Here is a 22,895-nt window from a genome sequence, read left to right as displayed (position 1 = left end):
CTCCGGGCCTGCCCGGGGGACCCGGTACCTGTACGAGGAGCGCTCTTTGCCAGACGAGGCCCAGTCACTCTCCGCCGCGCAGCCCGACCCCGAGGCCGACCAGGCCGCGCAGGGAACCGGCACGCCCCAGGACAAGCCCGCGGAGACCAGGCCGAAGCCTGCTGCGCCCGCTCCCGCACCGGCCCCCGCGCCCGCCCGCTCCGGCGGCTCCTCGAACCGGGTCCGCGCCCGCCTCGCCCGGCTCGGCGTGCAGCGCTCGTCGCCGTACAACCCGGTCCTCGAACCCCTGCTGCGGATCGTCCGCTCCAACGACCCCAAGATCGAAACGGCGACTTTGCGCCAGATCGAGCGGGCCTACCAGGTGGCGGAGCGCTGGCACCGCGGCCAGAAGCGCAAGAGCGGCGACCCGTACATCACCCACCCGCTCGCCGTCACCACCATCCTCGCCGAGCTCGGCATGGACCCGGCGACGCTGATGGCCGGCCTCCTGCACGACACCGTGGAGGACACCGAGTACGGCCTCGACACCCTCCGGCGCGACTTCGGCGACCAGGTCGCCCTCCTCGTCGACGGCGTCACCAAGCTCGACAAGGTCAAGTTCGGCGAGGCAGCGCAGGCCGAGACCGTCCGCAAGATGGTCGTCGCCATGGCCAAGGACCCCCGGGTCCTCGTCATCAAGCTCGCCGACCGCCTGCACAACATGCGCACCATGCGCTACCTCAAGCGGGAGAAGCAGGAGAAGAAGGCCCGCGAGACGCTGGAGATCTACGCCCCGCTGGCGCACCGGCTGGGCATGAACACCATCAAGTGGGAGCTGGAGGACCTCGCCTTCGCGATCCTCTACCCCAAGATGTACGACGAGATCGTCCGGCTCGTCGCCGAGCGCGCCCCCAAGCGGGACGAGTACCTCGCCATAGTGACCGACGAGGTCCAGACCGACCTCCGCGCCGCCCGCATCAAGGCGACCGTCACCGGCCGCCCCAAGCACTACTACAGCGTCTACCAGAAGATGATCGTCCGCGGCCGTGACTTCGCGGAGATCTACGACCTGGTCGGCATCCGCGTCCTCGTGGACACCGTCCGCGACTGCTACGCGGCCCTCGGCACCGTCCACGCGCGATGGAACCCGGTCCCCGGCCGGTTCAAGGACTACATCGCGATGCCGAAGTTCAACATGTACCAGTCGCTGCACACGACGGTCATCGGCCCCAACGGCAAGCCCGTCGAGCTGCAGATCCGCACCTTCGACATGCACCGCCGCGCCGAGTACGGCATCGCCGCGCACTGGAAGTACAAGCAGGAGGCCGTCGCCGGCGCCTCAAAGGTGCGCACCGACGTGCCGAAGAACGCGGGCAAGGACGACCACCTCAACGACATGGCGTGGCTGCGCCAGCTGCTCGACTGGCAGAAGGAGACCGAGGACCCGGGCGAGTTCCTGGAGTCCCTCCGCTTCGACCTCTCCCGCAACGAGGTCTTCGTCTTCACGCCCAAGGGCGACGTCATCGCGCTGCCCGCGGGCGCCACCCCGGTCGACTTCTCCTACGCCGTCCACACCGAGGTCGGCCACCGCACGATAGGAGCCCGGGTGAACGGGCGGCTCGTGCCGCTCGAATCCACCCTCGACAACGGCGACCTGGTGGAGGTCTTCACCTCCAAGGCGGCCGGCGCCGGCCCGTCCCGCGACTGGCTCGGCTTCGTCAAGTCCCCGCGCGCCCGCAACAAGATCCGCGCCTGGTTCTCCAAGGAGCGCCGGGACGAGGCCATCGAGCAGGGCAAGGACGCCATCGCGCGGGCCATGCGCAAGCAGAACCTGCCGATCCAGCGGATCCTCACCGGCGACTCCCTCGTCACCCTCGCCCACGAGCTGCGCTACACCGACATCTCCTCGCTGTACGCGGCGATCGGCGAGGGCCACGTCACCGCCCAGTCCATCGTGCAGAAGCTGGTGCAGGCGCTCGGCGGCGAGGAGGCCGCCACCGAGGACATCGAGGAGGTCGCCCCGCCGGCCCGCGGCCGCTCCAAGCGCCGCTCCAACGCCGACCCCGGTGTCGTCGTCAAGGGCGTCGAGGACGTCTGGGTCAAGCTGGCCCGCTGCTGCACCCCGGTGCCCGGCGACCCGATCATCGGCTTCGTCACCCGCGGCAGCGGCGTCTCCGTCCACCGCAGCGACTGCGTCAACGTGGACTCGCTCTCCCGCGAACCGGAGCGGATCCTGGAGGTCGAGTGGGCCCCGACCCAGTCCTCGGTCTTCCTGGTCGCCATCCAGGTCGAGGCGCTGGACCGCTCCCGGCTCCTCTCCGACGTCACCCGGGTCCTCTCGGACCAGCACGTCAACATCCTCTCGGCGGCCGTCCAGACCTCCCGGGACCGGGTGGCCACCTCCCGCTTCACCTTCGAGATGGGCGACCCCAAGCACCTGGGCCACGTCCTCAAGGCGGTCCGGGGCGTGGAGGGCGTGTACGACGTCTACCGCGTGACCAGCGCCCGCAGGCCGTAGCCGCCGCAGGCACGAGGAAGGGCCCCCGGCACGCGCCGGGGGCCCTTCCCTCGTCCGTACGACGGCGAGGTCAGCCGCCGAACTCCTCCAGGCCCTTCAGGGCCTGGTCGAGGAGGGCCTGACGGCCCTCCAGCTCCTTGGAGAGCTTGTCGGCCTTGGCGTCGTTGCCCGCCGCCCGGGCCGCGTCGATCTGCTTGCGCAGCTTCTCGACGGCGTCCTGGAGCTGGCCGGTCAGACCCGCGGCACGCGCGCGCGCCTCCGGGTTCGTCCGGCGCCACTCGGCCTCCTCGGCCTCCTGGATCGCCCGCTCCACCGCGTGCATCCGGCCCTCGACCTTCGGCCGGGCGTCGCGCGGCACGTGGCCGATGGCCTCCCAGCGCTCGTTGAGGGTCCGGAAGGCGGCGCGCGCGGCCTTCAGGTCCGTCACCGGCACCAGCTTCTCGGCCTCGTCGGCGAGCTCCTCCTTGGCCGTGAGGTTCTCGGTCTGCTCCGCGTCCCGCTCGGCGAAGACCCCGGACCGGGCCGCGAAGAAGACGTCCTGGGCGCCGCGGAAGCGGTTCCACAGGTCGTCCTCGTGCTCGCGCTGCGCCCGGCCGGCGGCCTTCCAGTCGGCCATCAGCTCGCGGTAGCGGGCCGCGGTCGCACCCCAGTCGGTGGAGTTCTGCAGCGCCTCGGCCTCGGCGACCAGACGCTCCTTGGCCTTCCTGGCGTCCTCGCGCTGCGCGTCGAGCTGGGCGAAGTGCGCCTTGCGGCGCTTGGAGAAGGCCGAGCGGGCGTGCGAGAAGCGGTGCCACAGCTCGTCGTCCGACTTCCGGTCGAGCCGGGGCAGGCCCTTCCAGGTGTCCACCAGCGCCCGCAGCCGCTCGCCGGCCGACCGCCACTGCTCGCTCTGCGCCAGCTCCTCGGCCTCGGTGACCAGGGCCTCCTTGGCGGAGCGCGCCTCGTCGGCCTGCTTGGCCTTCTGCGCCTTGCGCTCCTCGCGGCGCGAGTCCACCGTCGCCACGAGCTTGTCCAGGCGGGCGGAGAGCGCGGCCAGGTCGCCGACGACGTGGTGCTCGTCGACCTGGTGCCGGATGTGCTCGATCGCCGTCTGGGCGTCCTTCGCCGAGAGGTCGGTGGTCTTCACCCGCTTCTCGAGGAGGCCGATCTCGACAACCAGGCCCTCGTACTTGCGCTCGAAGTAGGCGAGCGCCTCCTCGGGAGTGCCCGCCTGCCAGGATCCGACGACCTTCTCACCCTCGGCCGTCCGCACGTACACGGTGCCCGTCTCGTCGACGCGGCCCCACGGGTCGCTGCTCACAGCGCCTCCTCACCATGATGCCCTCGTGGGTGGTGACCCCCGGGCATCGTCCACAGTTCCTGGGCGGGCCTCGCCCGCCTCCGCGGCGCGACCGACGGATCGGACCGCACCGCACAACGCCAATCTAGGCGAACGGCGGCCCGGCTGTCCGCACTCAGCGCGACCGAAATTCCACGGTCACGTGGGTGCCGACCTCCTGGCCGCCGTCCTCGGGAGCGCCCCGCCTCACTTCGCGGAGACGGTCGCCTTCTCGATCGTGACCGGCTTCTTCGGGGCGCCGTCGCCCTGCCCGCCCTCGGCGCCGGCGGCGCCGACCTTCTGCACCGCGGCCAGACCGGCCGCGTCGATGGTGCCGAAGGGGGTGTACTGCGGCGGCAGCTTCGAGTCCTTGTAGACGAGGAAGAACTGCGAGCCGCCGGTGCCCGGCTGCCCGGTGTTGGCCATGGCGACCGTGCCCGCCTTGTACGTGACCTTGCCGTCGGCGCCCGCCTTGCCGAGGGCGTCGAGGTTCTCGTCCGGGATGGTGTAGCCGGGGCCGCCCATGCCGCTGCCCTCGGGGTCGCCGCACTGGAGCACGAAGATCCCGGCGGTGGTGAGCCGGTGGCACTTCGTGCCGTCGAAGTACTTCTTGTCGGCGAGGTGCTTGAAGGAGTTCACCGTGCGCGGGGTCTTCGCCGCGTCCATGGTGATCGTGATGTCCCCCTCGTTGGTCCCGAGGGAGAAGGCGTACGCGCCCTTGGCCTCGATGGCCATCTTCGGCTCGCCGCTCGCCGTCTCCTCGGTGTTCTTGGCGTCGTCGCCGAGGAACTGCACGGAGGCGTACACCGCCCCGCCGGCGGCGAGCACCACCGCGAGGGAGGCCGCGATCACGGTCGTGCGGCGCTTCGCCTTGCGCTGCGCCTCCGCCCGTCGCTGCTGCTGGCGTGCGTACTTGTCCCTGGCGAGCTGCCGCCGCCGCTGATCGCTGGTGACCACCGGGTCCGCTCCTTGTCGGTCGTGTGTTCCTGTCCTGGCCGGATGTGCCCGTACCGTATACGGGTTGGCTGTGGAATACGCAGCGCCGGTAGGCTCTGATCTGCTGCATTCCGCAAGACCGCAGTCATCTGCCGGACGACACAGAAGGACGATCGTGCTGATTGCCGGGTTCCCCGCCGGGGCCTGGGGCACCAACTGTTACGTGGTTGCCCCCGCCGCGGGCGAGGAGTGCGTCATCATCGACCCGGGCCACCAGGCCGCCCAGGGAGTCGAGGAGACGCTCAGGAAGCATCGGCTCAAGCCCGTCGCGGTGGTCCTCACCCATGGCCACATCGACCACGTCGCCTCCGTCGTCCCGGTCTGCGGCGCCCATGACGTACCCGCGTGGATCCACCCCGCCGACCGGTACATGATGAGCGACCCGGAGAAGGCCCTCGGCCGCTCCATCGGGATGCCGCTCATGGGCGAGCTGACCGTGGGCGAGCCGGACGCCGTGCACGAGCTCACCGACGGCGCCGAGCTGAAGCTCGCCGGCATGGACTTCTCCGTCGCGCACGCGCCCGGTCATACCAAGGGGTCGGTGACCTTCCGGACGCCGGAGACCTCGGAGATCCCCTCCGTGTTCTTCTCCGGCGACCTGCTGTTCGCCGGCTCCATCGGACGCACCGACCTGCCCGGCGGTGACATGGCCGAGATGCTCGAATCGCTGACCCGCGTGGTCCTGCCGCTCGACAACTCGACCGTCGTCCTGTCCGGCCACGGTCCCCAGACGACCATCGGCCAGGAGCGCGCCACCAACCCGTATCTGCGGCAGGTGGCCTCCGGCCTCGGGAGCGATCCGCAGGCTCCCCGACGAGGAATGTGACGAGACCTTCGTGAGCACCTTTCAGGCCCCCAAGGGCACGTACGACCTGATCCCCCCGCGCTCCGCCGTCTTCCTGGCGGTCCGCGACACGATCGCCACCCAGGTGAGGAACGCCGGCTACGGCTACGTCGAGACCCCCGGCTTCGAGGACGTGAACCTCTTCGCCCGCGGCGTCGGCGAGTCCACCGACATCGTCACCAAGGAGATGTACACCCTCACCACCAAGGGCGGCGACCAGCTCGCCCTGCGCCCCGAGGGCACCGCCTCGGTGCTGCGCGCGGCCCTCCAGGCCAACCTGCACAAGCAGGGCAACCTCCCGGTCAAGCTCTGGTACTCCGGCTCGTACTACCGCTACGAGCGGGCCCAGGCGGGCCGCTACCGCCACTTCTCGCAGGTCGGCGCCGAGGCGATCGGCGCCGAGGACCCGGCGCTCGACGCCGAGCTGATCATCCTGGCCGACCAGGCGTACCGCGCCCTCGGCCTGCGCCAGTACCGCATCCTGCTGAACTCGCTGGGCGACAAGGAGTGCCGCCCCGTCTACCGCGAGGCCCTGCAGACCTTCCTGCGCGGTCTCGACCTCGACGAGGAGACGCTGCGCCGCGCCGAGATCAACCCGCTGCGGGTCCTCGACGACAAGCGCGCCGACGTGCAGAAGCAGCTCGTCGACGCGCCGCTGCTCCGCGACTACCTGTGCGACGCCTGCAAGGCGTACCACGAGCAGGTCCGCGAGCTGATCACCGCCGCGGGCGTGGTCTTCGAGGACGACCTCAAGCTGGTCCGCGGCCTCGACTACTACACCCGGACCACCTTCGAGTTCGTCCACGACGGCCTCGGCTCGCAGTCCGCGGTGGGCGGCGGCGGCCGGTACGACGGCCTCTCCGAGATGATCGGCGGCCCCGCGCTGCCGTCCGTCGGCTGGGCGCTCGGCGTGGACCGCACCGTCCTCGCGCTGGAGGCCGAGGGCGTGACCCTCGACCTGCCCGCACCGACCAGCGTCTTCGCGGTGGCCCTCGGCGAGGAGGCGCGCCGCGTCCTCTTCGGCAAGGTGACCGAGCTGCGCCGGGCCGGGATCGCGGCCGACTTCTCCTTCGGCGGCAAGGGCCTCAAGGGCTCGATGAAGGACGCCAACCGCTCCGGCGCCCGCCTCACGCTCGTCGCCGGCGAGCGCGACCTCGCCGAGGGCGTCGTCCAGCTCAAGGACATGGAGTCCGGCGAGCAGCGCGCGGTCGCCCTGGACGAGGTCCTGGAGGCCGTCCGGGCGCAGCTCGCCTGACGGTCCGCAGCGCGGGCGAGGGCCCGGTCCGCCCCGTGCGGCCGGGCCCTTCCTTATGCCCCGCGAACGGCCGATGGCGTACGCCTTGTTGCAGAATGGCCGGGGCCAGCGGGCCCGCGAGCGAGGGAAAAGGACAGCATGACGAAAGCCGCCACGGAGACGACGCAGACGCCGGGGACCATCGGCGCGAGCAAGGGCCTCGCCTGGCTCCTGGTGATCACCGGGGCGGCCGGTCTGCTCGCCGCCTGGGTCATCACCCTCGACAAGATCAAGCTCCTGGAGGACCCGAACTTCGTCCCGGGGTGCAGCCTCAACCCCATCGTGTCCTGCGGGAACATCATGAAGAGCGAGCAGGCCTCGGTCTTCGGCTTCCCCAACCCGATGCTCGGCCTGGTCACCTACGCCATGGTGATCGCCATCGGCGTCGCCCTGCTCGCCGGCGCCCGCTACCGCCGCTGGTACTGGCTCGGCCTCAACGCCGGCACCCTCTTCGGCGTCGGCTTCTGCACCTGGCTGATGCAGCAGTCCCTGTACGAGATCAACTCGCTCTGCCTGTGGTGCTGCCTCGCCTGGGTCGCCACCATCGTCATGTTCTGGTACGTGACCTCGCACAACGTCCGCCACGGCGTCATCCCCGCCCCGCCCGTCCTGCGGACCTTCTTCGCCGAGTTCACCTGGGTCCTGCCGGTCCTGCACGTCGGCATCATCGGCATGCTGGTCCTGACCCGCTGGTGGGACTTCTGGACGAGCTGACCACCGCCGCCCCGCCCGGACTGTCGGTGGCGTGACCTAGGCTTCATGGACGTGGAGCCCGACCTCTTTACCGCAGCCGCCGAAGAACGCCAGGAGAAGGACCCGGCCAGCAGCCCGCTGGCGGTCCGGATGCGCCCCCGCACCCTCGACGAGGTGGTGGGCCAGCGGCACCTGCTCAAGCCCGGCTCGCCGCTCCGGCGGCTCGTCGGGGAGGGCGGCGGCGGTCCCGCCGGGCCCTCCTCGGTGATCCTCTGGGGCCCGCCCGGCATCGGCAAGACCACCCTGGCGTACGTGGTCTCCAAGGCCACCAACAAGCGCTTCGTCGAGCTCTCCGCGATCACCGCCGGCGTCAAGGAGGTCCGGGCCGTCATCGACGGCGCCCGCCGCGCCTCCGGCGGCTACGGCAAGGAGACCGTCCTCTTCCTCGACGAGATCCACCGCTTCTCCAAGGCCCAGCAGGACTCCCTGCTCCCCGCCGTCGAGAACCGCTGGGTCACCCTCATCGCCGCCACCACCGAGAACCCGTACTTCTCGGTGATCTCCCCGCTCCTCTCCCGCTCGCTGCTCCTCACCCTGGAGTCGCTGACCGACGAGGACCTCAGCGGCCTCATGGACCGGGCCGTCACCGAGGAGCGCGGCCTCGGCGGCGCCGTCGAGCTCGCCGACGACGCCCGCGCCCATCTGCTGCGGATCGCCGGCGGCGACGCCCGGCGCGCCCTCACCGCGCTGGAGGCCGCCGCGGGCGGCGCCCTCGCCAAGGGGGAGCGGGAGATCACCCTCCAGACGGTCGAGGAGGCCGTCGACCGGGCCGCCGTGACGTACGACCGGGACGGCGACCAGCACTACGACGTCGCCAGCGCCCTCATCAAGTCCATCCGGGGCTCCGACGTCGACGCGGCCCTGCACTACCTGGCCCGCATGATCGAGGCGGGGGAGGACCCCCGCTTCATCGCCCGCCGCCTGATGATCTCCGCCAGCGAGGACATCGGCCTCGCCGACCCGCAGGCCCTGCCGCTCGCCGTCGCCGCCGCCCAGGCCGTCGCCATGATCGGCTTCCCCGAGGCGGCCCTCACCCTGAGCCACGCCACCATCGCCCTCGCCCTGGCCCCCAAGTCCAACGCGGCGACCAACGCGATCTTCGCCGCCCGCGAGGACGTCAGGAACGGCCTCGCCGGCCCCGTCCCGGCCCACCTGCGCGACGGCCACTACAAGGGCGCCGCCAAGCTCGGCCACGCCCAGGGGTACGTCTACCCGCACGACGTGCCCGGCGCGATCGCGAGCCAGCAGTACGCCCCCGACGTCCTGCACGGCAGGCACTACTACGAGCCCACCCGCTACGGCGCCGAGGCCCGCTACGCCGACGTGGTGGAGCGGGTCCGCGAGCGGCTCAAGGGCGACGGCTGAGCGGACCGGAGCCCCCGGGCGGCCGCGCTCCGCGGAGCCGGTACACTGGTCGGGATCGCTGCGTCCCGTGTCCGGCTCCGGCCGGCGCCACCAGAGCGGGACGGTCAGCAGGAGACCCGGCCTCCGGGCAGGGTTTCCAGGAGCGTCGCGCACCTTCGAAGGTGTCGCGTGCCACCCACCACCCCCCGGGTTCCCGGGACAGGCGGTGGGTCGTTCGCGTGCTGCACGTACGTGCCCAGACCGGGAAGCGGCTGCCCGACAGGTCCCTCGCGGACCCGAAGGGTTTTCCCGGCTGCGGATGCGACCTCCCTAACCACTGGTGAAGCCGTATTCGTTCAGACAGAGAGGTTGGTTCATGCCGAACCAGGCCCGCCCCAAGGTCAAGAAGTCGCGTGCGCTCGGTATCGCGCTGACGCCGAAGGCCGTCAAGTACTTCGAGGCCCGTCCCTACCCGCCGGGCGAGCACGGCCGTGGCCGCAAGCAGAACTCGGACTACAAGGTCCGTCTGCTCGAGAAGCAGCGTCTGCGTGCCCAGTACGACATCAGCGAGCGCCAGATGGCGCGCGCCTACGACCGCGCCAAGAAGGCCGAGGGCAAGACGGGCGAGGCGCTGGTCGTCGAGCTCGAGCGCCGTCTCGACGCCCTGGTCCTGCGTTCGGGCATCGCCCGCACCATCTACCAGGCCCGTCAGATGGTCGTCCACGGCCACATCCAGGTCAACGGTGGCAAGGTCGACAAGCCGTCCTTCCGCGTCCGTCCCGACGACGTCGTGATGGTCCGCGAGAAGTCCCGCGCGAAGACCCTCTTCCAGGTCGCCCGCGAGGGTGGCTTCGCCCCCGACGGCGAGACCCCGCGCTACCTCCAGGTCAACCTGAAGGCCCTGGCCTTCCGCCTGGACCGCGAGCCGAACCGCAAGGAGATCCCGGTCATCTGCGACGAGCAGCTGGTCGTCGAGTACTACGCCCGCTGATCCAGCGGACGTAGGGGGCACCTCCCGGCGGCAGCGCCGGGAGACCCACCCCCGCGGTACTCAGCCCGCCGCTTCCCCGCCCTTGCCGGTGGGGGAGCCGGCGGGCTTCCGCGTTCCCGGCACCACCGCGGGACGCGCGGTGCGGAACGGCCGTGGCGCCGCCGCCCCCGCCCGGCCCGGCCCGGCCGCCTCCGCACGGTCCGCCACCGCCCGGTCCGCCGTCTCGTCCAGCGACAGGCCCTGGCCGAGCCGGAACGCCTCCTCGTACCGCTCAGGCCCCAGCTCCTCCACCGCCCGCCCCGCGCACAGCGCCCGCGGCCCGTCGAAGGAACCCGATCCGAAGAGCTGGATCCCCACCGCGTTCCACACCGACAGCGCCGCCCCCTGGAGCACCGCCGCCTCCACCGCGTCGCCCTCGTCCACCGTGACCAGCGCCAGCAGCTCCACCGCCAGCACCACCCCCACCAGGTCGCGGAAGAGGTGGTTGATCGTCACGCACTCCACCAGCAGCTCCCGCGCCTCCGGGAGCGCGCCGCGGGTCCACGCCGAGTACGCGAGCACGTACAGCGCATAGGCCCGCGACCACCGCTCCCCGCGCTCCTCGCAGACCTCCCGCACCTCCCGGCAGATCGCCGTCGCGCCCTCCAGGTCGCCCCGGAAGGCCCGCGCCATCGCCAGCTCCACCTGGCCCATCAGCACGTTGCTGTTCAGCTCGCCCAGCTCGCCGTACGCGTCCAGGGCCCGGCCCAGCAGCTCCTCGGCGCGCGGGAAGTCGTCCGAGAGCAGCGCCAGACACCCCATCCGGTGCGTCGCGTACGCCTCCGCCAGCCGGTTCCGCGAGGCCCTGGCCCGCTCCCGGCAGGAGTGCAGCGCCGCCACCGCGGCCGTCGCGTCGCCCTGGAGCACCGCCACGTAGCCCAGCACCCACAGCGCCTTCAGCCGCGCCTCCTCGTGCCCCGACTCCAGCGCCAGCGCCCGGTCCAGCCAGTGCCGCCCCTCCGACAGCCGGCCGCACCCCACCCAGGCGAACCAGAGCGTCCCCGCCAGGTGCTGCGCCAGGTGCGCGTCGTCCGGCAGCTCCAGGCACAGGTCGAGCGCCGCCCGCAGATTGGGGAGCGCCGCCGCCGTCCGGGCCGCCACCTCCGCCTGCCGGGCGCTGAACCACTCCAGTTCGCACCAGGTCGCCAGGCCCATGTACCAGTCCCGGTGCCGCCGCCGCATCCGCTCGGTGTCGCCGAGCGCCGCCAGCCACTCCGCCCCGTACGCCGCCACCGTGTCCAGCATCCGGTAGCCCGGCCCCGCCGCCGTGTCCTCCCGGGTGATCAGCGACTGGGACAGCAGACCGCCCAGCAGGTCGAGCACCGTCTCCTGCGGCAGACCGGGGCCCCCGCACACGTACTCCACGGCCTCCAGGTCGAAGGGACCGGCGAAGACCGAGAGCCGTGCCCACAGCAGCCGTTCCCGCGGCGTGCACAGTTCGTGGCTCCAGCCGATCGCGGTGCGCAGCGCCCGGTGGCGGGACGGGACCCCGCGCCCGCCGTCGCCGAGCAGCCGGAAGCGGTCGTCCAGGCGGACCAGGAGCTGCTCCACCGACAGCAGCGGCAGGCGCCCGGCGGCCAGTTCGAGCGCGAGCGGGATGCCGTCGAGCCGCCGGCACAGCTCCCGCACCGTCTCGTCGTCGGGGAGGGCGGGCGCGCCGGCGAGGGCCGCCCGGTCGGCGAGCAGCGCGAGCGCGTCCGGCTCGTCCATCGGCGCCAGCGTCAGCACCGCCTCGCCCGGCAGCCGCAGCGGGCGGCGGCCGGCGGCCAGCACGGTCAGCCCCGGGGCGGCCGCGAGCAGCTCGTGGACGAGCGCGGCGCACGCCTCCACCAGGTGCTCGAAGCCGTCGAGGACGAGCAGCAGCCGGCGGTCGGCGAGGTGCTCCGTCAGCACCTCGCGGGGCGCGCGGAGCGTGTGGTCGGTGAGGCCGAGCGCCTCCACGAGGGCGTGCTCGACGAGGCCGGGGTCGCGCAGCGGCGCCAGCTCGACGAGCCGGACCTCCTCGCCGTAGCGTTTCTGCACCGCCGCCGCGGCCTTGAGGGCCAGCCGGGTCTTGCCCACCCCGCCCACGCCGAGGACGGTGACGAGACGGGACTCGCCCAGGAGCGCGGCCAGTTCGGCCCGCTCCCCGGCCCGTCCCACGAACCGGTTGGGCTCCGCCGGGAGATTGCTGCGTCGCATGGGACACGGAGCGTACTCATCCGCGCGCGCTCCGTACAATCTGATCGCGCAACTCCCGCCCCGCGGGCGGTAATGCGGTACGGCGTCCCAGCCCCGGCGCGATAGGCTCGGGGGACGACTTTTCGCAGGACCCCAACGAACGATGACGACAGCAGAGAGCGGTGCTCAGTGACCGGTGGAGAGGTTGCCGGGATCCTGGTGGCCGTGTTCTGGGCGATCCTCGTCTCCTTCCTCGCCGTGGTGCTGGCGAGGCTGGCGCAGACGCTCAGGGCGACCACCAGGCTCGTGGCGGACGTGACCGAACAGGCCGTGCCCCTGCTCGCCGACGCGTCGGCGACCGTCCGCTCGGCACAGACCCAGCTGGACCGGGTCGACGCGATCGCGTCCGACGTCCAGGAGGTCACCGCCAACGCCTCCGCGCTCTCGACGACCGTCGCTTCCACCTTCGGCGGCCCGCTCGTCAAGGTGGCCGCGTTCGGCTACGGGGTCCGCAGGGCGCTGGGCGGCCGGGGCCGTGACCGCGAGGACGTGCCGCCCGCGACCGCTCGACGTACTGTGATCGTCGGCCGTACCGTGCCGCTGGCACGGCGCCGGAAGCAGAAGGGCCGATAGCCGCGATGTTCCGCCGCACGTTCTGGTTCACGGCCGGCGCAGCCGCCGGTGTCTGGGCCACCACCAAGGTCAACCGCAAGATCCAGCAGCTGACCCCCGAGAGCCTCGCGGCGCAGGCCGCGAACAAGGCGATCGAGGCGGGCCACCGGCTCAAGGACTTCGCCCTCGACGTGAGGGCGGGCATGGTCCAGCGGGAGGCCGAGCTGGGCGAGGCGCTCGGCCTCGACGCCCCGCCTCCCGGGGACCGGGAGCTCCCGGAGCCCCGCCGGGCCGCCCTAGGCCCCACCCCGCACAAGACCACGACCACGTTCTCGGCGCGTCCGACGCGCCCGATCTCGTACAACCGGAATGAGGACCACTGATGGAGTCGGCTGAAATCCGCCGCCGCTGGCTGAGCTTCTTCGAGGAGCGCGGGCACACCGTCGTCCCTTCGGCGTCGCTCATCGCGGACGACCCGACTCTGCTTCTCGTCCCCGCCGGCATGGTGCCCTTCAAGCCCTACTTCCTGGGTGAGGTCAAGCCGCCCTTCACCCGCGCCTCCAGCGTGCAGAAGTGCGTGCGCACGCCGGACATCGAGGAGGTCGGCAAGACCACCCGGCACGGCACCTTCTTCCAGATGTGCGGCAACTTCTCCTTCGGCGACTACTTCAAGGAAGGCGCCATCAAGCTCGCCTGGGAGCTGCTGACCTCCCCGGTGGAGCACGGCGGCTACGGGCTGGAGCCGGAGAAGCTCTGGATCACCGTCTACCTGGAGGACGACGAGGCCGAGCGCATCTGGCGCGACGTCGTCGGCGTCCCGGCCGAGCGGATCCAGCGCCTCGGCAAGAAGGACAACTACTGGTCCATGGGCGTCCCCGGCCCGTGCGGCCCGTGCTCCGAGATCAACTACGACCGCGGCCCCGAGTTCGGCGTCGAGGGCGGCCCGGCCGTCAACGACGAGCGGTACGTGGAGATCTGGAACCTCGTCTTCATGCAGTACGAGCGCGGGGAGGGCTCCGGCAAGGAGGACTTCCCGATCCTCGGCGAGCTGCCGTCGAAGAACATCGACACGGGCCTCGGCCTGGAGCGCCTGGCGATGATCCTCCAGGGCGTCCAGAACATGTACGAGACGGACACCCTCAAGGTCGTCATCGACAAGGCCACCGAGCTGACCGGCGTCGCCTACGGCAAGACCCACGACAGCGACGTCTCGCTGCGCGTGGTCGCCGACCACATGCGCACCTCCGTGATGCTCATCGGCGACGGCGTCACCCCGGGCAACGAGGGCCGCGGCTACGTGCTCCGCCGCATCATGCGCCGCGCCGTCCGCAACATGCGCCTGCTCGGCGCCACCGGCCCGGTCGTCGGCGCGCTCGTCGACACGGTCATCAAGACGATGGGCGAGCAGTACCCGGAGCTGGAGACCGACCGCAAGCGGATCGAGACGGTCGCCCTCGCCGAGGAGGCCGCGTTCCTCAAGGCCCTCAAGGGCGGCACCAACATCCTGGACACCGCCGTCACCGAGACCAAGGCCGCCGGCGGCACGATCCTGGCCGGTGAGAAGGCCTTCCTGCTCCACGACACCTGGGGCTTCCCGATCGACCTCACCCTGGAGATGGCCGCCGAGCAGGGCCTCTCCGTGGACGAGGACGGCTTCCGCCGCCTGATGAAGGAGCAGCGGGACCGGGCCAAGGCCGACGCCAAGGCCAAGAAGACCGGCCACGCCGACGTCTCCGCCTACCGCGAGATCGCCGACGCCTCCGGCGCCACCCGGTTCACCGGCTACACCAACACCGAGGGCGAGTCCACGGTCGTCGGCCTGCTGGTGAACGGCGTCCCGTCGCCGGCCGCCTCCGAGGGCGACGACGTCGAGGTCGTCCTCGACCGCACCCCCTTCTACGCCGAGGGCGGCGGCCAGATCGCCGACCAGGGCCGCATCCGCCTGCACTCCGGCGCCGTGATCGAGATCCGTGACGTGCAGCAGCCCGTCCCGGGCGTCTCGGTGCACAAGGGTTCGGTGCAGGTCGGCGAGGTGACCGTGGGCTCCACCGCCTACGCCACCATCGACGTCCGCCGCCGGCAGGCCATCGCCCGCGCCCACTCGGCCACCCACCTGACCCACCAGGCACTGCGCGACGCCCTCGGCCCGACGGCCGCCCAGGCCGGTTCGGAGAACCAGCCCGGCCGCTTCCGCTTCGACTTCGGCTCGCCGAACGCCGTCCCCGGCACGGTCCTCATGGACGTCGAGCAGAAGATCAACGAGGTCCTCGCGCGCGAGCTGGAGGTGCACGCCGAGGTCATGCCGATCGACGAGGCCAAGCGGCAGGGCGCCATCGCCGAGTTCGGCGAGAAGTACGGCGAGCAGGTCCGCGTCGTCACCATCGGCGACTTCTCCAAGGAGCTGTGCGGCGGCACGCACGTCAAGAACACCTCGGCCCTGGGCCTGGTGAAGCTGCTCGGCGAGTCCTCCATCGGTTCCGGCGTGCGCCGCATCGAGGCCCTGGTCGGCGTCGACGCGTACAACTTCCTCGCCAAGGAGCACACGGTCGTCGCCCAGCTCCAGGAGCTGGTCAAGGGCCGCTCCGAGGAGCTGCCGGAGAAGATCGCCGCCATGCTCGGCAAGCTGAAGGACGCCGAGAAGGAGATCGAGAAGTTCCGCGCGGAGAAGGTCCTCCAGGCCGCCGCCGGTCTGGTCGACTCCGCCAAGGACATCCGCGGTCTCGCCCTGGTCACCGGCCAGGTCCCGGACGGCACCGGCGCCGACGACCTGCGCAAGCTGGTCCTCGACGTGCGCGGCCGCATCCCGTCCGACCGCCCGGCCGTCGTCGCCCTGTTCACCACGGCCAACGGCAAGCCGCTCACGGTCATCGCCACCAATGAGGCCGCCCGCGAGCGCGGTCTCAAGGCCGGCGAGCTGGTCCGCACGGCCGCCAAGACCCTCGGTGGCGGTGGCGGCGGCAAGCCGGACGTCGCCCAGGGCGGCGGCCAGAACCCGGAGGCCGTCGGCGAGGCCATCGCCGCCGTCGAGCGCCTCGTGGTGGAGACGGCGTGACGATGCGTCGCGGCCGCCGCATCGCGGTCGACGTCGGGGACGCCCGGATCGGGGTCGCCTCGTGCGACCCCGACGGGGTCCTCGCCACGCCGGTGGAGACCGTGCCGGGGCGTGACGTCCCGGCCGCCCACCGGCGGCTCCGCCAGATCGTCGAGGAGTACGAGCCGATCGAGGTCGTCGTGGGCCTGCCCCGCTCGCTCAGCGGGCGGGAGGGCCCCGCGGCCACCAAGGTCCGGGCCTTCGCGAAGGAGATGGCGAAGGGCGTGGCCCCGGTGCCGGTCCGGCTGGTCGACGAGCGGATGACCACGGTGACGGCCACGCAGGGGCTGCGGGCCTCCGGCGTGAAGTCCAAGAAGGGGCGGTCCGTCATCGACCAGGCCGCCGCTGTGATCATCCTTCAGAACGCTCTTGAGTCCGAACGGGTATCAGGTAATCCGCCCGGCGAGGGCGTCGAAGTGGTCATCTGATCGCGATACGGTAACGTTCCGCGCGATGCGGCGGTGTTCGAACAGCTGCCGCACTACGTAGAGGCGGATCGTCCGGAAGCCTCGCGGCTGTTTGGGGATCGATGACTGAGTATGGCCGGGGCCCGGGCTCCGAACCGTGGCACCCCACGGACCCCCTCTACGGGGACCAGGGGTGGGAAGGTCAGCAGCAGTACCACCAGCAGCCGCAGCATCCGCAGCAGGCGACGCCGTACGAGCAGGGTGGCCAGACGTACCAGGACCCGTACGCCCAGCAGGGCTACGGGACCGACCCGTACCAGCAGCAGGCCGCCTACCAGCAGTACCCGCAGCAGGGGTACGTCGACCCGCAGCAGGCACAGGCGCAGGCGTACGGACAGGCCGGCTGGGACCAGGGGTACCAGGGCCACCCGGGGCAGGGGTACGACACGCCCGGGCATCCCGGACAGACGTACGACGGCACCTATGACGGCAACTGGGAGACCGGTCAGGCCGCCATGGCCTACAACGCGCCGCCCGCCGATCCGTACGGCGGCCAGCAGCCCGACCTCTACGGCACGCCCGAGGCGTACCCGCCGCCGCAGCCCCCCGGCCACAGACAGCAGCCGCCGGAGCCGGTCGTCGACTGGGCCCCGGAGCCCGAGCCGGAGCCCGTACGTCACGAGCCGGAGCCCGAGGAGTCGCACCCCTTCTTCACGGGGGGCGACGACGAGGACGGCTACGAGGACGACGAGCCGGCCCCCCGCCGGGGCCGGGGCGGCCGCGGCGACGACCGCGACCGCGAGCGCCGCGGCAAGGAGAAGAAGCGCAAGGGCAAGAACGGCGTCGCCTGCCTCGTCGTCGCCGCGGTCCTGGTCGGCGGCGTCGGCGGCATCGGCTACTTCGGCTACCAGTTCTGGCAGGGCCAGTTCGGCGAGGACCCCGACTTCGTGGGCACCGGCAGCGGCGAGGTCCAGGTCGAGATCCCCAAGGGCGCCTTCGGCAACGAGATCGGCAACATCCTCAAGCAGGCCGGCGTCGTGAAGAGCGTCGACGCCTTCGTCGCGGCGCAGAACAAGAACGCCAAGGGCCGTTCCATCCAGGCCGGCGCCTACACCCTGAAGAAGGAGATGTCGGCGGAGAGCGCGGTCGCGCTCATGCTGGACCCGGCGAGCCAGGCCAACCTGATCATCCCCGAGGGCAAGCGCAACGCCTGGGTGTACGAGCAGATCGACACCCGCCTCGACCTCGCGCCCGGCAGCACGAAGGAGATCGCCGTCGAACAGGCGGACTCCCTGGGCCTGCCGGACTGGGCGAAGGGCCACAAGAACGTCAAGGACCCGCTCGAAGGCTTCCTCTTCCCGGCGAGCTACCCGGTGGCCAAGGGCACCAAGCCCGAGGACGCGCTCAAGAAGATGGTCAGCCGCGCGAACCAGGAGTACACGAAGCTGGACCTGGAGGGGAAGGCGTCCGCGCAGGGCCTCAAGGGGCCGTGGGAACTGCTGACGGTCGCGAGCCTCGTACAGGTCGAGGGCAAGTACAAGCACGACTTCGACAAGGTCGCGCGGGTGGTCTACAACCGGCTCCAGCCGGACAACACGCAGACCGCCGGCCGGCTGGAGTTCGACTCCACGGTGAACTACCTCAAGGGCACGAGCACCCTCGACGTCGGAAGCGTCGAGAAGATGCGCGCGATCAAGGACCCGTACAACACCTACTCGTACGACGTGAAGGGCCTCACCCCGGGCCCCATCAGCAACCCCGGCGTCGAGGCGCTGAACTCGGCGATGGCTCCCGCCGACGGCCCGTGGTACTACTTCGTGTCGATCAACGAGAACAAGACGGTCTTCTCCGTGACCCTCAAGGAACACAACCAGAACGTCGCGGAGTACGAGAAGGAACGGGAGAAGTCCGGCCAGTGAGCACGCAGCGCCGCGCCGCCGTCCTCGGTTCGCCCATCGCCCACTCGCTCTCCCCGGTCCTGCATCGGGCCGCGTACGCGGAGCTGGGACTGGACGACTGGTCCTACGAACGGTTCGAGATCGACGAGGCGGCCCTGCCGGGCTTCGTCGCGGAGCTCGACGGCTCGTGGGCCGGCCTGTCGCTGACCATGCCGCTCAAGCGGGCGATCATCCCGCTGCTCGACGAGGTCAGCGAGACGGCGGCCTCGGTGGAGGCGGTGAACACGGTGGTCCTCCGCGAGGACGGCCGCCGGATCGGCGACAACACCGACATCCCCGGCATGATCGCCGCCCTGCGCGAGCGGGGCGTCGAGAAGGCCGAGTCCGCGGCGATCCTCGGCGCGGGCGCCACCGCCTCCTCGGCCCTCGCCGCACTGGCCCGCGTCTGCGCGGGCCCGGTCACGGCGTACGTCCGCAGCGAGGCGCGGGCGGCCGAGATGCGCGGCTGGGGCGAGCGCCTCGGCGTGGACGTGCGGACCGCCGGCTGGGACGACGCGGCACGGGCCCTGGAGGCCCCGCTGGTGATCGCCACCACCCCGGCCGGCGCCACGGACGCCCTGGCGGCGTCGGTCCCCGCCCGCCCCGGCACCCTCTTCGACGTCCTGTACGACCCCTGGCCCACCGCCCTCGCGGCCGCCTGGTCCGACCGGGGCGGCGAGATCGTCGGCGGTCTGGACCTCCTGGTCCACCAGGCGGTCCTCCAGGTCGAGCAGATGACGGGCGTCCCCCGGGCGCCGCTGGCCGCGATGCGCGCCGCCGGCGAGGCGGCCCTCGCCGCCCGCTGAGCCCCTCCCCGGACCCGTACGACCGCGCCGCGCCGTCCGCCCAGGCGGGGCGCGCGTCCGATAGCTGGACCGGAGGCCGGGGTGCGGCCCCGGACGTGGGAGGATCGGGGGTGGCGGGTCAGGGCCGCGCGCCCGGTCCTGCCGTCGCAGTGCCCAGGCGCGAGCATGAGGAGCATCGTTGAGCAGGTTGCGTTGGCTGACCGCTGGGGAATCCCACGGACCCGCGCTGGTCGCGACGCTGGAGGGTCTTCCCGCCGGCGTCCCGGTCACCACTGAGCTGGTGGCGGACCACCTCGCGCGGCGGCGCCTCGGCTATGGGCGCGGCGCCCGGATGAAGTTCGAGCAGGACGAGGTCACCTTCCTCAGCGGCGTCCGGCACGGGCTGTCGCTGGGTTCGCCGATCGCCGTGATGGTCGGGAACACCGAGTGGCCCAAGTGGGAGAAGGTCATGTCGGCCGACCCGGTCGACCCCTCGGAGCTCAAGGAGACCGGCCGCAACGCGCCGCTCACCCGGCCCCGCCCCGGCCACGCCGACCTCGCCGGCATGCAGAAGTACGGCTTCGACGAGGCCCGGCCGATCCTGGAGCGCGCCAGCGCCCGGGAGACCGCCGCCCGCGTCGCGCTCGGCGCCGTCGCCCGGTCCTTCCTCAAGGAGGCCGCCGGCATCGAGATCGTCTCGCACGTGACCGAGCTGGCCGCCGCCAAGGCCCCGTACGGCCTCTACCCGACCCCCGCCGACGTCGAGAAGCTCGACGCCGACCCGGTCCGCTGCCTCGACGCCGACGCGTCGAAGGCGATGGTCGCCGAGATCGACCAGGCCCACAAGGACGGCGACACCCTCGGCGGCGTCGTCGAGGTCCTGGCCTACGGCGTGCCCGTCGGCCTGGGTTCGCACGTCCACTGGGACCGCCGCCTCGACGCCCGGCTCGCCGCCGCGCTCATGGGCATCCAGGCCATCAAGGGCGTCGAGGTCGGCGACGGTTTCGACCTCGCCCGGGTGCCCGGCTCCCAGGCCCACGACGAGATCGTGCGGACCGACGAGGGCATCAGGCGCACCTCCGGCCGCTCCGGCGGCACCGAGGGCGGTCTGACCACCGGCGAGCTGCTGCGCGTCCGCGCCGCCATGAAGCCGATCGCGACCGTGCCCCGCGCGCTCGCCACCGTCGACGTCGCCACCGGCGAGGCCGCGGCCGCCCACCACCAGCGCTCCGACGTCTGCGCCGTCCCGGCCGCCGGCATCGTCGCCGAGGCCATGGTCGCCCTCGTCCTCGCCGACGCCGTCCTGGAGAAGTTCGGCGGCGACTCGGTCCCCGAGACCCGCCGCAACGTCCAGGGCTACGTCGACAACCTGCGCATCCGGTGACCGGCGGCCCCCTGGTCGTCCTCGTCGGCCCGATGGGCTCCGGCAAGTCCACGGTGGGCGCGCTCCTGGCCGAACGGCTCGGCGCGCCCTACCGGGACACCGACGCCGACATCGTCGCCGCCGAGGGCCGCGAGATCTCCGACATCTTCGTCGAGGACGGAGAGGAGCGCTTCCGCGCCCTGGAGAAGGCGGCCGTCGCGAAGGCCGTCGCCGAGCACGAGGGCGTCCTCGCCCTCGGCGGCGGCGCGGTCCTCGACGCCGACACCCGCGCCCTGCTGGCCGGCCGGCCCGTCGCGTACCTCTCGATGGACGTCGAGGAGGCCGTGCGACGGGTCGGGCTCGGCGCGGCCCGGCCGCTGCTCGCGGTCAACCCGCGCCGCCAGTGGCGGGAGCTGATGGACGCCCGCCGCCCCCTGTACGAAGAAGTCGCGCGCGTCGTGGTCGCCACCGACGCCCGCACCCCCGAAGAGGTCGCCGCGGCGGTCCTCGACGCACTGGAGCTGAAGGACGCATGAGCACGGACCAGGAAGTGACCCGCATCCACGTCGGCGGCAGCGCGGGCACGGATCCGTACGAGGTGCTGGTCGGCCGGCAGCTGCTCGGCGAACTGCCCGCCCTCATCGGCGGCACGGCCAAGCGCGTCGCCGTCATCCACCCCGAGGCGCTCGCCGAGACCGGTGAGGCGCTGCGCGAGGACCTCGCCGCGCAGGGGTACGAGGCCGTCGCCATCCAGGTGCCGAACGCCGAGGAGGCGAAGACCGCCGAGGTCGCCGCCTACTGCTGGAAGGCGCTCGGCCAGACCGGCTTCACCCGCACCGACGTCATCGTCGGCGTCGGTGGCGGCGCCACCACCGACCTGGCCGGCTTCGTCGCCGCGACCTGGCTGCGCGGCGTCCGCTGGGTCGCCGTGCCCACCACCGTGCTCGGCATGGTCGACGCGGCCGTCGGCGGCAAGACCGGCATCAACACCGCCGAGGGCAAGAACCTCGTCGGCGCCTTCCACCCGCCGGCCGGGGTCATCTGCGACCTCGCCGCGCTGGACTCGCTGCCCGTCCACGACTTCGTCAGCGGCCTCGCCGAGATCATCAAGACCGGCTTCATCGCCGACCCGGTGATCCTCGACCTCATCGAGGAGGACCCGCAGGCGGCCCGCACGCCCGCCGGCCCGCACACCGCCGAGCTGATCGTCCGCTCCATCCGGGTCAAGGCCGACGTCGTCTCCGGCGACCTCAAGGAGTCCGGCCGCCGCGAGATCCTGAACTACGGCCACACCCTCGCGCACGCCATCGAGAAGAACGAGCGGTACAAGTGGCGCCACGGCGCCGCCGTCTCCGTCGGCATGGTCTTCGCCGCCGAGCTGGGCCGCCTCGCCGGCCGTCTCGACGACGCCACCGCCGACCGGCACCGCGCCGTCCTGGAGTCCGTCGGCCTGCCGCTCACCTACCGCGGCGACCAGTGGCCCAAGCTCCTGGAGACGATGAAGGTGGACAAGAAGTCCCGCGGCGACCTGCTGCGCTTCATCGTCCTCGACGGGCTCGCCAAGCCGTCGGTCCTGGAGGGCCCCGACCCGGCCGTCCTCATCGCCGCCTACGGGGAGCTCTCCGCGTGAGCGGGGCCCGCCGCGTCCTGGTCCTGAACGGGCCGAACCTCGGCCGGCTCGGCTCGCGCGAGCCCGACATCTACGGCGCCACCTCCTACAAGGGGCTCGTCGAGTCCTGCGGGGAGCTCGGCGCCGAGCTCGGCTTCGACGTCGAGGTCCGTGAGACCAACGACGAGGGCGAGATGATCCGCTGGCTCCACGAGGCGGCCGACGGACGGGTGCCGGTGGTGCTCAACCCGGGCGCCTTCACGCACTACTCGTACGGGATGCGGGACGCGGCCGCGCAGCGCACCGCCCCGCTGATCGAGGTGCACATCTCGAACCCGTACACCCGCGAGGAGTTCCGCCACACCTCGGTGGTGGCCGCCGTGGCGACCGGCACGATCGCCGGCTTCGGCATCGGCTCCTACCGGCTCGCCCTGCGCGCGCTGGCCGAGGAGATCGCCGCCGACGCCCGGGGCTGAGAACAACCGCGCGAGGGAGCCGGGGCGGCCGCCGCCCCGGCTCCCTCGCGCCTCCGCGTCCCGTGCGGCCGTGTTCCGGCGGGGCGGGCACTTTCGGTAGGGTCCGGCCCGTTCCCCGAGCGGGGGGACGGGGCGGTAACGTTTTGGCATCCCCGGGCGACCGCCGCGGGGGCCGACGGCGGCACCGGACCGGCCGCCCTCACCGACCTACGCGGCCGACGAGACGGAGTGGCACCGGATGCAGCACGCAGTGGGGGGACCGCTGCCCTCGCCCGAGCAGCCGGGCCGGGCGCCCGGCCCGGTCCCGGCGGGCGGGCACGGCCCCGTACCCCCGCCCCCGCAGGCCGCGCCCTACCCGGTGCCGCCGTCCGGCGCGCCC

The 22,895-nt window shown here is 72.3% G+C and carries 19 protein-coding genes; 16 read left to right on the top strand and 3 right to left on the bottom strand.

The annotated features are described in order from the left end of the window. Nucleotides 1-46 precede the first annotated feature (46 nt). Complete coding sequence (locus IE321_RS23690) at nt 47-2,497, top strand: RelA/SpoT family protein (protein WP_043228062.1); 2,451 nt, start codon at nt 47-49, stop codon at nt 2,495-2,497. 70 nt (nt 2,498-2,567) lie between these two features. On the opposite strand, the gene IE321_RS23685 is transcribed toward IE321_RS23690, so the two are convergent. Both IE321_RS23685 and IE321_RS23680 read right to left on the bottom strand, forming a co-directional pair. Further along, nucleotides 2,568-3,797 carry a DUF349 domain-containing protein gene (locus tag IE321_RS23685; RefSeq protein WP_190224437.1) on the bottom strand — a complete coding sequence of 410 codons (1,230 nt, stop codon included), beginning with the start codon at nt 3,795-3,797 and terminating at the stop codon, nt 2,568-2,570. 225 nt (nt 3,798-4,022) lie between these two features. Beyond that, nucleotides 4,023-4,772 carry a peptidylprolyl isomerase gene (locus IE321_RS23680; protein WP_043228064.1) on the bottom strand — a complete coding sequence of 250 codons (750 nt, stop codon included), beginning with the start codon at nt 4,770-4,772 and terminating at the stop codon, nt 4,023-4,025. 154 nt (nt 4,773-4,926) lie between these two features. Here IE321_RS23680 and IE321_RS23675 point away from each other — a divergent pair, with 154 nt between their 5' ends. The 5 genes from IE321_RS23675 (at nt 4,927) to rpsD (ending at nt 10,037) form a co-directional block, all read left to right on the top strand. Continuing rightward, nucleotides 4,927-5,637, top strand: coding sequence for an MBL fold metallo-hydrolase (locus tag IE321_RS23675; RefSeq protein WP_043228065.1), 711 nt, complete (start codon nt 4,927-4,929; stop codon nt 5,635-5,637). 10 nt (nt 5,638-5,647) lie between these two features. Next, the gene (gene hisS / locus IE321_RS23670) at nt 5,648-6,910 is read left to right on the top strand and encodes a histidine--tRNA ligase (protein WP_043228067.1); all 1,263 of its coding nucleotides are present in this window, start codon (nt 5,648-5,650) and stop codon (nt 6,908-6,910) included. 138 nt (nt 6,911-7,048) lie between these two features. Next, nucleotides 7,049-7,663 carry a vitamin K epoxide reductase family protein gene (locus IE321_RS23665; protein ID WP_043228068.1) on the top strand — a complete coding sequence of 205 codons (615 nt, stop codon included), beginning with the start codon at nt 7,049-7,051 and terminating at the stop codon, nt 7,661-7,663. 51 nt (nt 7,664-7,714) lie between these two features. Next, the gene (locus IE321_RS23660) at nt 7,715-9,067 is read left to right on the top strand and encodes a replication-associated recombination protein A (RefSeq protein ID WP_190224447.1); all 1,353 of its coding nucleotides are present in this window, start codon (nt 7,715-7,717) and stop codon (nt 9,065-9,067) included. 355 nt (nt 9,068-9,422) lie between these two features. Continuing rightward, complete coding sequence (gene rpsD / locus IE321_RS23655; protein ID WP_043228069.1) at nt 9,423-10,037, top strand: 30S ribosomal protein S4; 615 nt, start codon at nt 9,423-9,425, stop codon at nt 10,035-10,037. Nucleotides 10,038-10,097: 60 nt separating this feature from the next. On the opposite strand, the gene IE321_RS23650 is transcribed toward rpsD, so the two are convergent. After that, entirely contained in the window at nt 10,098-12,257 is a 2,160-nt protein-coding gene (locus tag IE321_RS23650) for an ATP-binding protein (RefSeq protein WP_190224436.1), read from the bottom strand. Nucleotides 12,258-12,425: 168 nt separating this feature from the next. On the opposite strand from IE321_RS23650, the gene IE321_RS23645 reads away from it, so the two are divergent. From IE321_RS23645 to aroQ, 10 genes are all read left to right on the top strand, one after another. Next, nucleotides 12,426-12,869 carry a DUF948 domain-containing protein gene (locus IE321_RS23645; RefSeq protein ID WP_043228071.1) on the top strand — a complete coding sequence of 148 codons (444 nt, stop codon included), beginning with the start codon at nt 12,426-12,428 and terminating at the stop codon, nt 12,867-12,869. Nucleotides 12,870-12,874: 5 nt separating this feature from the next. Next, a complete protein-coding gene (locus IE321_RS23640; protein WP_190224435.1) occupies nt 12,875-13,231 on the top strand; it encodes a DUF6167 family protein in 357 nt (118 codons plus the stop codon). After that, complete coding sequence (gene alaS / locus IE321_RS23635; RefSeq protein WP_043228075.1) at nt 13,231-15,900, top strand: alanine--tRNA ligase; 2,670 nt, start codon at nt 13,231-13,233, stop codon at nt 15,898-15,900. Before IE321_RS23640 ends, alaS begins: the two co-directional genes overlap by 1 nt. Nucleotides 15,901-15,902: 2 nt before the next feature. After that, nucleotides 15,903-16,367: a Holliday junction resolvase RuvX gene (gene ruvX, locus IE321_RS23630; protein ID WP_063766091.1), complete on the top strand. Its 465-nt coding sequence runs from the start codon at nt 15,903-15,905 to the stop codon at nt 16,365-16,367. A 101-nt stretch (nt 16,368-16,468) separates the two neighbouring features. Further along, the gene (mltG, locus tag IE321_RS23625; protein ID WP_190224434.1) at nt 16,469-18,265 is read left to right on the top strand and encodes an endolytic transglycosylase MltG; all 1,797 of its coding nucleotides are present in this window, start codon (nt 16,469-16,471) and stop codon (nt 18,263-18,265) included. Beyond that, nucleotides 18,262-19,089: a shikimate dehydrogenase gene (locus tag IE321_RS23620; RefSeq protein WP_190224433.1), complete on the top strand. Its 828-nt coding sequence runs from the start codon at nt 18,262-18,264 to the stop codon at nt 19,087-19,089. The genes mltG and IE321_RS23620 overlap by 4 nt, the downstream gene beginning before the upstream one ends. A gap of 178 nt (nt 19,090-19,267) precedes the next feature. Further along, complete coding sequence (aroC, locus tag IE321_RS23615) at nt 19,268-20,452, top strand: chorismate synthase (protein ID WP_190224432.1); 1,185 nt, start codon at nt 19,268-19,270, stop codon at nt 20,450-20,452. Continuing rightward, complete coding sequence (locus tag IE321_RS23610; protein WP_043228080.1) at nt 20,449-20,967, top strand: shikimate kinase; 519 nt, start codon at nt 20,449-20,451, stop codon at nt 20,965-20,967. The genes aroC and IE321_RS23610 overlap by 4 nt, the downstream gene beginning before the upstream one ends. Continuing rightward, on the top strand, nt 20,964-22,061 hold the full coding sequence (gene aroB / locus IE321_RS23605) for a 3-dehydroquinate synthase (protein WP_043228081.1): 1,098 nt from the start codon (nt 20,964-20,966) through the stop codon (nt 22,059-22,061). The genes IE321_RS23610 and aroB overlap by 4 nt, the downstream gene beginning before the upstream one ends. Further along, nucleotides 22,058-22,516 (top strand): type II 3-dehydroquinate dehydratase, encoded by a 459-nt coding sequence (gene aroQ / locus IE321_RS23600; protein ID WP_043228082.1) that lies wholly within the window; start codon nt 22,058-22,060, stop codon nt 22,514-22,516. The genes aroB and aroQ overlap by 4 nt, the downstream gene beginning before the upstream one ends. Nucleotides 22,517-22,895: the final 379 nt, after the last annotated feature.

The sequence above is a fragment of the Streptomyces hydrogenans genome, assembly GCF_014656075.1.
Lineage (GTDB): Bacteria > Actinomycetota > Actinomycetes > Streptomycetales > Streptomycetaceae > Streptomyces > Streptomyces hydrogenans.
Note: the sequence above shows the minus strand (reverse complement) of the source record. Positions and strands in the feature narration are given on the sequence as shown.